The sequence below is a fragment of the Nostoc sp. 2RC genome (genome assembly GCF_014222165.1).
GTDB lineage: Bacteria > Cyanobacteriota > Cyanobacteriia > Cyanobacteriales > Nostocaceae > Nostoc > Nostoc linckia.
In genome coordinates, this window is sequence record NZ_JACKZU010000229.1 from 1 (window position 1) to 12,927 (window position 12,927).

A 12,927-nucleotide genomic window follows, 5' to 3' on the forward strand; every position below is an offset into this window, starting at 1 on the left:
CGGGCGGCTCATGGGTATGTAAACTTACCGAGTTTGCTTCTCTCTATTATATGCAGCTTCATATTAAATTGGTATAAAGCCTAAATTTTATTTTACTAAAGCAGAATTTCAATTCCAGCGATCGCCAAAGCGATGGCTAAAACATAGAATTAAAAGATACTAGCTTTTAGAAAAAATACATAGACAAAAATCATTAATTGAATTGTTTTTTCTTCAATTTTAACAATTCACTAATTGAAATATTTCAATTTCAGATTAGTAGGTAGTTAATTTATATACAAAATGAACGGGAAAAGCGCACTTAAGACTCAATCTTCCAGTGCAATTTGATACTATTAACTATTCTAACTAAAGTCTCAAAATACAGATACTACCTCTCCATCATCAGGTTAATATGATGGAGAGAAAAATGAGCTACTTTGTTAGAAAATTTTATATTTGAAAAGCAAGTCCAAAATCATCAAACCCATGACTAAGGGCACAAAACCCGCTTGGAGGCTTGATTTGATTAACTGTCTGAATAATTGGCAGTATTTTAAAGTTGACAAAAATTTAATTACTGTTGCGTTATGTCGTTTAGTTTCTCCAGGTGCTTTTTATGTCAGTGGAGTCTATTTTAAGCCATTTTGTTGCAACAGCTTGTTAGTAATAATAAAAACAATGATTAACAATCCAAACTGAATCTGCCAGGGTGCTAAGACTAAACTCAAAATCAAGCTAATAACTGCAAAAACACCCGCGAGATATGCGATTTCATCAGTACTTTTTTTAATTATGTAGCCAGTAGCTATAGCAGTGCATAGTGGTATCAGGAAAAACAAAGCCATTGTCAATCACCTATGGACTACAAATTGTGGTGTTTATGAAAAGATAAAAATGTTTTTGGAATTGTGGTTAATTTTACATCCAAGAAGGTTTTAGCCACAACAGTCTATCGATATAAATCTTATCAAAAGTCAAGATTATGCAATCCCTTATTTTACACCTTCATAGGGCAATGGACGGTCACAGGCTGAGGTGATGGTGCTTCTCAAACAAAGGAGTTATCTGGTAAATTAGCTTAAAACTTTAGACTGGTTTGATGAAAACGATTTAGCATATTAGCTTTAGGAGTAGGATTTTCAACTGAAAGACTCGATGCTGAACATTCCTCAATTACTGGCAACTGAATTAAACCTCAAACCCCATCAGGTGCAAAACGCCTTAGAACTTTTGGCGGAAGGTGCAACCATTCCGTTCATTGCGCGTTACCGTAAAGAGCGCACTGATGAGATGAATGAAGTGCAACTTCGAGAACTGGCCGATAGATATACTTATTTAACAGAACTAGAAGAACGTAAGTCGGTAATTCTCAATGCGATCGCCGAACAAGGTAAACTTACAGACGAACTCAAAACGAAAATCACGTCTTGTTTACAAAAAACAGAACTTGAAGATCTATATTTACCCTATCGACCAAAGCGACGCACCCGCGCCACCATCGCCAGGGAAAAAGGACTCGAACCCCTAGCGGAGTTCATCAAATCTTTAAATGTTAAAAATGCTATGAACGCTTCTCTGGAGGAAGCAGCAGCTAAGTATATTTCCGCAGCCAAGGAAGTAAAAACAGCAGCAGAAGCGCTCAAAGGTGCATCTGACATCTTAGCGGAAGAAGTCGCTGAAAAAGCCGAATTACGCGCACACATCCGCGATTATTTCCTCGAAGAAGGAGTGTTTGTCTCCCGCATCAAAGATGATTTTCCCGAAGGTACAACCAAGTTTGAGATGTACCGAAACTATCAAATCAAGGTCAAAAATATTGCACCCCACAATATGCTGGCGTTGTGTCGAGGTGAAGCAGAGAAAGTATTAAGCTTTGAAATTGCTTTTGATGAAGATACGGTACTTTATTATCTGGAATCTCAAGAAATTAAAACTAAAGTCAAAGCAATTCGGGATTTTTACCAAGGGATGTTAAAGGATGCATTTAACCGTTTGATGAAAATCTCTCTAATGGGAGAGGTAATTTCTGAGAAAAAAACCTACGCAGATATAGAATCAATCAAGACATTTGAAGCAAATCTGCGGGAGTTGTTGTTGTCTGCACCAGCAGGAATGAAACCAACCCTAGCCATCGATCCTGGATTTAGAACTGGGTGTAAAGTTGTAGTCCTCGACGAAACAGGGAAATTTTTGGAATACCAAGCGATATTTCCTCACCAAGCAGCGGAACAAAGACTCAAAGCTGCACAAACACTCAAAAATTTGATTGAAAAATACAAAATTGAATTAATCGCCATTGGTAATGGTACGGCTTCCCGCGAAACAGAGGAGTTTGTCTCGGAAGTCTTACAAACAATAGAACGCAAACCAGTAAAAGTCATAGTCAACGAATCTGGTGCATCTATATATTCTGCTAGTAAAGTGGCGTTGGAAGAATTTCCTGATTTAGATATTACCGTGCGTGGGGCAATTAGTATCGGCAGGCGTTTGCAAGACCCCTTGGCGGAACTAGTGAAAATCGATCCCAAATCCATTGGTGTGGGACAATATCAGCACGATGTCGATCAAAAGTTGTTGAAAAAGAAATTGGAGGAAACCGTAGAAAGCTGTGTTAACTACGTAGGTGTAGACTTAAATACCGCTTCTAAAGAACTCTTAACTTCCGTCTCTGGAATTACCCCAACAGTGGCGAATAATATTGTCGCCCATCGCAACCAACATGGAGCCTTTAAAAATCGCCGCCAACTGTTGAAGGTTGCAAAATTGGGGCCGAAAGCCTTTGAACAAGCAGCTGGTTTTCTGCGAATTCGCGGTGGTGACAACCCATTGGATAATACAGCAGTGCATCCAGAAAGTTATGCTGTAGTCGAGGCTATGGCATCTGATTTAAATGTGCCATTAAACCAAGTGACGCAAATAGCCGAAAAACTTAAAAAAACTAACCTGAAAAAATACGTAAGCGATACCGTCGGCGAACCCACACTGCGCGATATCCTCAGCGAACTCGAAAAACCAGGTAGAGACCCCCGTGCTGAGTTTAAGTACGCCACCTTTAAAGAAGGAATTAAGGAAATTACCGACTTAAAAGAAGGAATGGAACTAGAGGGAATCATCACCAATGTCGCCAACTTCGGTGCTTTCGTTGATATCGGCGTACATCAAGACGGTTTGGTGCATATTTCCCAACTGGCCGACCGATTCATAGACGATCCCAAGAAAGTTGTCAAGGTGGGACAAGTTGTGAAAGTGCGAGTACTAGAAATCAACGAGAAATTAAAGCGAATTAGTTTGTCGATGAAAGCAGTTAAGCAGTAAATTTCAGCATAATTCCTAATTTCAATTAGGAATTACAAATTATAAATAGGCGTTCAAATTAGAAATAGCAGATGGCAGTATATCAAGTCCGACTCATCAACGCTAGCCTGGGATTAGATTCCACCATTCAAGTACCAGACGATCAATATATTTTGGATATAGCAGAAGACGCTCATATCCGCCTACCATCTGGGTGCAAACAAGGCGAATGTTCCGCCTGTATTGCCAAACTTATCAGCGGTGAAGTCAATCAAAGCGAGCAAAAATTCCTGCGTCCAGGTGAAATAAAGGCTGGTTATGTTGTTACTTGTGTAACTTATCCGTTGTCAGATTGCACTTTAGAAACCCATCAAGAACAAGTTTTATACAAATCAGCCCTTTACTATAAGCCTGAGTCCGCAAAATCTGAATGATTATTACCTTCCAAATCTTAAATAAATATTAATTTTTTGAATAATTAAAGAAATGTAACATCATTGAAAAAACATGCCACTGTAACGACACACAGCTGTGCATCCCACTGTAGTTTTTTTGTTCAACCTCAAGATAGAAGCAAATTCTATCTTTCAAGAGAGGTTAGAATCTAGTGCCTAGTTAAAGATGAAATAAGAAGTTTGAAAGAAAAAATCTTTATTAGGTAAATACAATGTTGACACCATTTTTAACTGCCATAGCCACAGCTTTAAGCTTATTAATTGTTGATTTAGTTGTTCCAGATGTTGACATTGCTAATTTTCCCGCAGCTTTAATTGCTGCTTTCGTAATCGGTTTAATTAACGGTTCAGTGAAGCCGGTTCTTTCTACCCTTTCTCTACCACTCAACTTTTTAACATTTGGAGCATTTTCCCTCATCATCAACGGTTTTTGCTTCTGGTTATCAGCCGCTTTAGTTCCTGGGTTCTCAGTTCACGGACTTATCGGTTTTATCCTTGGGCCTGTGATTCTATCTTTTGCTAATACCTTGATTAACAACTACTTTGTTGAAAGAAATCTTTTAACCAGTGGTGGTAATGTAAAAAGCCAAGGTGAATTACCTTCTAGATAAACATTCGTAGGAGTAGAAGCGCTAATTCACTCACGTTTCTACTCTAAACAAAAATACCGAATTCAGATAAATCGTGAAATGGATTTTCTAATTTGGTGTTTTGTAGAAAATGTAATTAAACAAATTTACACACTAGTAACAACATCATGAAATTACTTCGTTATCTTCTAGGTTTGTTAGTGCCTCCCTTAGGCGTTTTCTTGACAGTTGGAGTTGGCCCGACATTGATTATCAACATTTTACTGACCCTTCTTGGTTGGCTTCCTGGTAGTATTCATGCAATTTGGGTAATTGCCAAATATGATGAACAACTTAACCGAGAAGGACGTATTTACTAATACGTAAAAATATCTGAAAACTCTGAAGTAGGGTGCGTTATGTAATAAAGCTAACGCACCTTTTCATTTGTTAATGTCCTAACTACCTGATTAAATTGTTGACTGTTGACCGTTGACAGTTAATAATTGCACGCTAGTATAGTCATTCCACCCGATGTGGAGACGTAGCATTGCTACGTCTCTACAGCATCTTAGCAAGCGGAGGGTTGGGGAGGTGTCTTGTCTATGTGTCGCATTCTTTTTTTAAATTGGTATTAGTATGTGGAGACAATAATTAAAATATTTTTGATATTAATAGGGGCGAACGTTGGTTCGCCCCTAAGATAACCTATATGTCACCAAGCTATAATCAGCTGTATTTATTTGTGGATAGTTTCCCGTTCTTTATCGGCAGGTTCCTTATCTTTAAACAAATCAGCCGCAGTTAATAGTAACTCTCTCAAGGTTTGTTTAATTTGGTACTCTTTTCTAGCTAAAGATGTACCTGCTTCACCTAGTTTATCTTCTAAGAGCGATCGCTTTTGCCCTACCTGTGCAGCCAGAGATTCCGCCTGGGGACGAGCCTTATCATACCAGTGTTTGGCCTCGTCTAGATAATCTTGAACCTCCATAGAACGTCCGCCATAACGTGCAGCCAAATTAGCTCGAACAAGGGCTAATTGTGCTTGTAGTTGTGCGTAACGTTTCTTTAATAATGCTACTTCTTCACTATCTTTAATGGTATTAATGGCAGAATCAATTGCAGTTTTTGTACTAGCAGGTTCTTGTTTACTTGTCTCTTCAATCTCTGCCAAAATCACATCAACTTCTTGCTGGAGTTGTTCTTCTTCACCATCTAGTTGAGCCTGTAGCCGCTTGATATCTGCCTGAGTTTTAACAATATTTTCGTGCCTTTTACTATTAACTCCTTCCAACGCACCTTCAATGGAAGCTGTTACTTCATCTTTGAGTTCGCTGCCTTTTTCTTGGAAAGTTTCAATTACAGCAGAAACCGCATCTTTCACTAAGCTGCGGATTTCAGTAGAACCTTGTTTAAATTCCGAAGAAACTTGAGAAACTGCGGATTTGACAATTTCTCTAATTCTTTCAGTTCTTAATTGTCCAGTTTGTTTAGCTTGTTGTAAATCTGCTTGAATTTGTTGTTTGATATTGTTAGGCATTTTTTACTCTGGAGATTTTACTAATTGGGATAAAAATTTATAGACATGTCTCTACATACCGATTATGGCGTAGGGCGATCGCACTTGGCACTTCCTTTAGATAGAAAGTCATACACCCCAAGAAGTGTTACCTATTTGTGAGATGATGAATACTTGCTGGTAGTAATTGAGAATAAAATATGTGGCGAGTAAATATTAGTTGTTCTGGTGATGCTTGGAAGGTATATGGTACTGAATTTAAAGCAATAGCTGAAAAATATCAAGGTGAATTAATCAGTTCCAAAAAAATGCCAGATGGTACCCGGATCATGTCATATAAAATTGACGATGTTAGCGATGCTGAAGCTTTTCAAGAATATTGTGCCCATTTTGCTGGATTCACATCTGACTTTGAATCTCTGTAACATTTTTATGACACTGATTTTTGTAACCAGTATTTCCAAATCCGGAGCAGTTGAGTGAAAAAACTCCTAACATTGATATTAGTAACTTTTGTATTATTGATAAATACTTTGACGTTACCAGTAAATGCGGCGGATATAGCCAACGGCCAACAAATATTCAGTATTCATTGTGCTGGTTGTCATATTAATGGTGGTAACATAGTCAGGCGAGGTAAAAACCTCAAAAAGCAGACCCTTAAGAAATATGGTATGGATTCAATGGAGGCAGTTATATCGATAGTTACTAATGGTAAAAGTAATATGTCAGCCTACAAAGACCGCTTGAGTGAACAGCAAATTCAAGATGTTGCTGCTTATGTTCTCGAACAAGCTGAAAAAGGCTGGCGGTAAAAAAAGTTAGCAGTTAAGAGTGAGGATTTAGGAGTTAGGAGTTAGGAGTTAGGAGTTAGGAATTAAGAGTTAAGAGTTAAAAGTTAAGAATTAGGAGTTAAAACTTTACCACTCATTAACTCTAAGAGTCCGAAATCATTCATAATGAAAGTATAAAACTTAAAAAACTTTAAAAGCCCTTGTCTACTCACTAATTATTAACTATTCTAACTCTTAACTCCTCACTCCTAACTCCTAAATCCTCACTCCTAATTTGAAAATGAACTTACCCGCAGCTAGTCGTCTCCAATTCACCCCTGATTTAAATATTTGCCGCATCTTAAATGGGATGTGGCAAGTCTCTGGCGCACACGGACGCATTAATAGCCAAGTTGCCATTGATAGTATGTTCAAATATTTAGATGCAGGCTTCACAACTTGGGATTTAGCAGACCATTATGGCCCCGCAGAAGATTTTATCGGTGAGTTTCGCTGTCAACTAGTTGATACCCGTGGTAAAGATGCTTTATCGCAAATCCAAGCCTTTACAAAATGGGTTCCTCGTCCAGGGAAAATGACTAAAAAATTCGTCGAGGAAAATATTGATATTTCCCTGAGAAGGATGAATGTGCAATCATTAGATTTGATGCAATTCCATTGGTGGGAATATCGAGATAAAAATTATCTAGATGCCCTCAAATATATGGCAGAATTGCAAACTGAGGGCAAAATTAAGCATTTAGCTTTGACTAATTTTGATACAGAACACTTAAAAATTATTACTGAAGCAGGCATTAAAATTGTTTCTAACCAAGTACAATTTTCACTCGTCGATCGCCGTCCGGAAGTGCAGATGATTGAATTTTGTCAACAGCACGATATCAAACTTTTTACTTACGGTACAATTTGCGGTGGTTTGTTGTCAGAAAACTATCTAGGGAAACCAGAACCACGAGGATTTGATTTAACTACCGCTAGCTTGAAAAAATATAAAAATATGATTGATGCTTGGGGTGGTTGGCGATTATTTCAAGAGTTGCTTGCTATCCTCAAAGAAATTGCTAATAAGCATGGGGTAAGCATAGCTAATGTGGCAGTGCGTTACATTTTAGATAAACCAACTGTGGGAGGTGTGATAGTTGGTGCCAGACTTGGAGTATCGGAACATATCGAAGATAATGCTAAAGTTTTCAGTTTTAGTTTAGATGATGGCGATCGCGATCGCATTAACGCTGTGTCTCGTCAATCACGGGATTTGTACCAGATAATCGGCGATTGTGGGGATGAATATCGACGATAATACAGCAATTGTATTTTAGATTTTAAATTTGGGATTTTGGATTGAAGATTCAAAATCCCAAATTACTGAATTAAGCGATCGCGACTACATTCTCGCCCTAAAGCGTATTACGTTATGAGTGCGTAAGTCATAATTTTTTTGTCATTATTTGTGCGATTGCCCATAAACTTTTCTTAAATTTTTCTTAGACTTTTATTTGACTTGAAAGTGTATTGTCCGGTAAAAGCTGTGGTTTCAAATATTTTATTTGTCCTTTGTCCTTAGTCATTAGTCCTTAGAAACACAAATGACTAAGGACTAATGACTAATAACTATCCATACGGAAATGCAATATACAGGCGCATTCCTGCAAACTTTTACCCTTCTAAGGACAAATAGTAATGCCAGCAATTAATTCAGTCGATCTATCCACCTATACATTGATCGGCCGGTATGACCTACCCGAACCTACACGCACCACTGCACCTCCCAACAGCCTGCTGGCTCAGGAAGTCTCGGCGGTAACCTACAACTGGGACACTGACACCCTGTTCGTCGTGGGCGATGGTAGCACATCAATCGTTCAAGTAACGAAGACAGGGGAGTTAATCGACTCAATGACATTGGCTCCTGGTAATAGTCCCCAAGGCACGGACTTTTATGATACGGAAGGGCTGACCTACATCGGCGGCGGCAAATTCGTCTTAATCGAGGAACGAGACCGTCAGGCCAACTTGTTCACTTACGTACCAAACACTACGCTTACCAAAAGCGACGTGCAAACCGTCAAGCTAGGTACAACGGTGGGGAATATTGGCATTGAAGGCATATCCTATGACCCATTGACGAGCGGATTTATCGCTGTCAAAGAGACGCAACCACAAGGGATATTTCAAACTAACATTGATTTTGCAGCCAGTACCGCCACAAACGGTTCCCCCACCACAGTAAACTCCACCGACCTTTTCAATCCTGCATTGGCCAATCTGTTGGACTTTGCCGATGTTTACGCATTGTCAAATCTGTCATCTCTCAACGGCCAAGCTGACTACAGTAATCTGCTGGTACTGAGTCAAGAATCAGGCAAAATTGTCGAAATCGATCGCTCTGGAAATATTTACAGTTCCCTAACCATTGTCTCTAATCCAGGTAATCCCCTGTCTGTTGTAGACCAGGGGCATGAAGGTCTGACAATGGACAAAGATGGCTATCTTTATGTAGTCAGTGAAAATGGCGGTGGTGATATCAATCACCCGCAACTTTGGGTCTACGCACCTTCCTCTGTTCCGAATCAAGCTCCCACTGCTATAGCGCTGAACAATCAGGTTACAGCCATCGCTGAGAACACCAGCACTGCAACTAGACTGAAAGTAGCAGATATTACTATTACTGATGATGGGCTAGGAACAAATAATCTGACTGTAACTGGAACTGATGCTAACTTCTTTGAAGTTGACAGCACTGGACTGTACATCAAAGCCGGAACTGTTCTAGATTACGAAACCAAGACCAGCTATAGTCTCATCGTTAATGTAGATGACCCGACTCTTGGCAGTACTCCGGATGCGATCGCCAACTTTACTTTAGCTGTTACGGATGTGGTGAATGAAACACCGTCACTTCCCAATGTCATCATCTCCGAGGTGTCACCGTGGAGTAGCGGCAATAGCCCCTATGGTGCCGACTGGTTCGAGGTGACAAATACAGGCACCAGTACTATAGACATTACTGGCTGGAGAATAGATGACGACTCCAACAACTTCGCTAACTCAGTGGCACTCAACGGAGTTACCAGCATCGCCCCTGGACAATCAATTATTTTTATTGAAGGTGATGCCACCACCGCCAACGCATTCAAAACGGCATGGTTTGGTAGTAATGTCCCCAGTGGCTTCACCATTGGTACTTATAGCGGCTCTGGTATAGGCTTAAGCACCGGGGGCGATGCAGTAAATCTCTTTAATGCCAGCGGCAACAGAATTACTGGCGTTAGATTTGGCACATCTACCACAGGCTTGACCTTTGATAATCAGGCTGGTTTGGGCAGTACTACGCTGCCACTACCAACTGTCTCCACCTTGAGCGTCGCCGGAGTCAATGGTGCCTTTCTCGCTGCCGATGGTCTAGAAACTGGCTCTCCAGGCACCATTGTAACTCTCAACCAAGCTCCCACTGCCGTGGTGCTGAACAATTCACTAACAGCGATCGCTGAAAACACCAGCACTACAACACGGATTAAAGTCGCAGATATCACTGTCACCGATGATGCTTTGGGCACTAATGTCCTTAGCCTCAGCGGAGCTGACGCTAGCGCCTTTGAAATTGCTAACAATGTCCTGTACCTCAAAGCCAACACTAACCTGGATTTTGAAACGAAATCCAGCTATGCGGTTAATGTTGCGGTGGATGATGCTGATGTGGGTGGCACTCCTGATGCCAGCACTAACTTTGTATTAGCAGTTACGAATGTCAATGAAGCTCCCACCGCAAATAATGACAGTGGCTTTACAGCTAACCAGAGTGTGGCTAAGGTGATTCCCGTAGCCACTCTCCTGGCCAACGACACTGACCCCGATGCCAACACAAAATTGTCTATTTTAGCCAATGGATTTAGTAATGTTGTGGGTGGTAGAGTTACCCTCAACAAGAATAACGTCATCTTTACCCCAAACTCCAAGTTTAGCGGTACAGCCAGCTTCCAATACACAGTCAGTGATGGCAGCCTCACCAGTCAGGCGATGGTTACCATAGAAGTCGGCAGAACCGTTAATGACAAAAATGGTAAAGGTATCCTCATTGGCAATGGTGGCGATGATAACTTCAGTGGAGGAAATGGCAAAGATACTTTGTTTGGTAACGCTGGCAATGATAGGCTCTTAGGTGGTAATGGAGCTGATATCCTCTGGGGTGGGGAAGGCGATGACCTACTCAATGGTGGTAAGGGTCGAGATATCTTCATCCTCAGTGCTGATAACAACGGCACTGACACAATCCAAGACTTTAACCCCAGACAAGACTTTATTGGCTTATCCGGCGGACTGAGTTTGCGTCAACTAACCTTTGTGGATGTGAATTGCGCTGCTGCGATTCTCTTTGGGAATGATACCTTAGCGCTGTTGCCTGGAATAAAAGCTAATCAACTACTGGAATCGAGCTTTATTCGGGTTTAGGGACTTCAAGTAAAAAAATATTCCATAGAAGACTGTTAACTATACCTCTTGCAAAAGTGCTTTTTGCAAGAGATAGAAAAAGGGCTGCATTTTTATTGGGGAAAGGGAAAACACAAAACCTTTCCCCCTTTCCCCTTTCCCTTTTCCCGACTAAGGCCAAGAAGTCTACTGTATAAAAGGCAGTGGAGAATCCCCCTACCCAATAAAAAGCTAAATTCTAAATCTTCGCTTCTTCCTTAACCAACTTTTCCCAACCTAAATCTTTCAAATTATTATTGCGACGCAACGGACGAGTCACCAATTCCAACATGTCACGCGCATTTGTAAAGCCGTGAATTTGAGCAAAAGTGAACTCCACAGACCATTTTGTATTAATACCGCGTGCTTCTAAGGGATTGGCATGAGCCATACCAGTAATTACTAAATCTGGTTTCAACTCATAAATTCGCTGGAGTTGATTGTAATTATCTGGCTTCTCCACAATCTTTGGTAACGGCGAACCCATTTCTTGGCAAGTTTTCTCCAGTAGCGCTAATTCAGCTGCTTGATAGCGCTTATCCATGTAGGGAATGCCGATTTCGTGAACTGTCATCCCACAGCGCACCAAAAACCGTGCTTGGGAGATTTCCAGCAAGTTATCACCCATGAAGAATACAGACTTACCGCGAATGAGTTTGACGTAATCTTCCAAGCTTTCCCAAATTTGAGCTTCCCGTTCGTCCAAACCTTTGGGAGTAATACCAAATACCGAGCAAATTTTCTCAATCCAAGCGCGGGTTCCATCGGGGCCAATGGGGAAGGGTGCGCCGATGAGTTTACATTTGCGGCGGCGCATTAAAGTTGTAGCTGTGCGGCTGAGGAAGGGGTTGACACCAGCAACATAATACCCTTCTTCCAAAACTGGCAGTTCGGTGAAGCGTTTAGCGGGTAACCAGCCGGAAACTTTGATGCCTTGTTTCTTCAGTTCTAAGGTTAACTGCGTAACCACCGGGTCGGGAAGGGAACCAAAGAGAACTAAGGGTGGGTGGTCTACGTACTCAGATTCTTCTTGGACGACTTCTTCTTTCTTCTTACCGAAATTCAGCAGCTTTTGAATGGCATTGCGTTCGTTTTTCTCTGTTTCCGCCATTGGCGCTTTATCGGGACAACGATTAGCCATTGCAGCTAACACAGTGTCTTCTCCTTGGGTGAAGGCGTAATCTAAACCGTTAGCACGCGCCACAACGATGGGAATACCAATTTCAGCTTCGAGTTTCGGTGCTAAACCTTCCAAATCTGTTTTGATGATTTCAGTGGTGCAAGTGCCAATCCAGACAATTACACTGGGATTGCGATCGCGTTTAATCTGCAAACACAACCGCTTCAATTCTTCATAATCATTCAGCTGTGCCGAAATATCTCCCTCTTCCAACTCAGCCATTGCATAGCGGGGTTCGGCAAAAATCATCACCCCCATTGCATTTTGCAGGAAGTAGCCACAAGTTTTTGTCCCAATCACCAAAAAGAAACTATCTTCAATTTTTTGGTATAACCACGCCACGCAGCTAATTGGGCAAAAGGTATGGTAATTCCCAGTTTCACACTCAAAGTTTAAAGCTTCTGGTTGTTGAGCGACAGTCATTTTGGTTTTTTCTCCCCTTGATTTTTCCAGTTAGGGGTAATTAAGTATGAGTTAGGAGTTGAGAGTTATGAATTATGAATTATAGAGTTATGAATTATAGAGTTGTCAGTTATAAGTTGTCAGTTATGAGTTGTCAGTTATGAGTTGTCAGTTATGAGTTTTTATTACTAACTCCTAACTCCTAACTCCTAACTCCTAACTCCTAACTCCTAACTCCTAACTCCTAACTCCTAACTCCTAACTC

At 40.8% G+C, this 12,927-nt stretch carries 11 protein-coding genes; 8 read left to right on the top strand and 3 right to left on the bottom strand.

What is annotated here, in order from left to right:
• Positions 1-611: 611 nt before the first annotated feature.
• On the bottom strand, positions 612-827 hold the full coding sequence (locus GNE10_RS22690; RefSeq protein ID WP_099067116.1) for a hypothetical protein: 216 nt from the start codon (positions 825-827) through the stop codon (positions 612-614).
• A 310-nt stretch (positions 828-1,137) separates the two neighbouring features.
• On the opposite strand from GNE10_RS22690, the gene GNE10_RS22695 reads away from it, so the two are divergent.
• The 4 genes from GNE10_RS22695 (at position 1,138) to GNE10_RS22710 (ending at position 4,680) form a co-directional block, all read left to right on the top strand.
• Positions 1,138-3,297: a Tex family protein gene (locus GNE10_RS22695; protein ID WP_185567098.1), complete on the top strand. Its 2,160-nt coding sequence runs from the start codon at positions 1,138-1,140 to the stop codon at positions 3,295-3,297.
• A gap of 71 nt (positions 3,298-3,368) precedes the next feature.
• On the top strand, positions 3,369-3,710 hold the full coding sequence (locus GNE10_RS22700) for a 2Fe-2S iron-sulfur cluster-binding protein (RefSeq protein WP_099067118.1): 342 nt from the start codon (positions 3,369-3,371) through the stop codon (positions 3,708-3,710).
• 233 nt (positions 3,711-3,943) lie between these two features.
• The gene (locus GNE10_RS22705; RefSeq protein ID WP_099067119.1) at positions 3,944-4,342 is read left to right on the top strand and encodes a phage holin family protein; all 399 of its coding nucleotides are present in this window, start codon (positions 3,944-3,946) and stop codon (positions 4,340-4,342) included.
• A gap of 146 nt (positions 4,343-4,488) precedes the next feature.
• Entirely contained in the window at positions 4,489-4,680 is a 192-nt protein-coding gene (locus tag GNE10_RS22710) for a YqaE/Pmp3 family membrane protein (RefSeq protein ID WP_185567099.1), read from the top strand.
• 359 nt (positions 4,681-5,039) lie between these two features.
• Here GNE10_RS22710 and GNE10_RS22715 read toward each other — a convergent pair whose 3' ends face one another.
• The gene (locus tag GNE10_RS22715) at positions 5,040-5,840 is read right to left on the bottom strand and encodes a histidine kinase (RefSeq protein ID WP_099067120.1); all 801 of its coding nucleotides are present in this window, start codon (positions 5,838-5,840) and stop codon (positions 5,040-5,042) included.
• Positions 5,841-6,019: 179 nt separating this feature from the next.
• Between GNE10_RS22715 and GNE10_RS22720 the strand changes: the two genes are divergently transcribed.
• From GNE10_RS22720 to GNE10_RS22735, 4 genes are all read left to right on the top strand, one after another.
• Complete coding sequence (locus tag GNE10_RS22720) at positions 6,020-6,244, top strand: hypothetical protein (protein ID WP_185567100.1); 225 nt, start codon at positions 6,020-6,022, stop codon at positions 6,242-6,244.
• A 54-nt stretch (positions 6,245-6,298) separates the two neighbouring features.
• Complete coding sequence (gene petJ / locus GNE10_RS22725; RefSeq protein WP_185567101.1) at positions 6,299-6,634, top strand: cytochrome c6 PetJ; 336 nt, start codon at positions 6,299-6,301, stop codon at positions 6,632-6,634.
• Between the two features lie 259 nt (positions 6,635-6,893).
• Positions 6,894-7,913, top strand: a complete 1,020-nt coding sequence (locus tag GNE10_RS22730) for an aldo/keto reductase (protein ID WP_185567102.1) — start codon at positions 6,894-6,896, stop codon at positions 7,911-7,913.
• Between the two features lie 380 nt (positions 7,914-8,293).
• Positions 8,294-11,062 carry an SdiA-regulated domain-containing protein gene (locus GNE10_RS22735; RefSeq protein ID WP_185567103.1) on the top strand — a complete coding sequence of 923 codons (2,769 nt, stop codon included), beginning with the start codon at positions 8,294-8,296 and terminating at the stop codon, positions 11,060-11,062.
• A gap of 217 nt (positions 11,063-11,279) precedes the next feature.
• Here the strand turns inward: GNE10_RS22735 and GNE10_RS22740 are convergent, their stop codons facing one another.
• Complete coding sequence (locus GNE10_RS22740; protein WP_099067128.1) at positions 11,280-12,683, bottom strand: ferredoxin:protochlorophyllide reductase (ATP-dependent) subunit N; 1,404 nt, start codon at positions 12,681-12,683, stop codon at positions 11,280-11,282.
• Between the last annotated feature and the right edge of the window lie 244 nt (positions 12,684-12,927).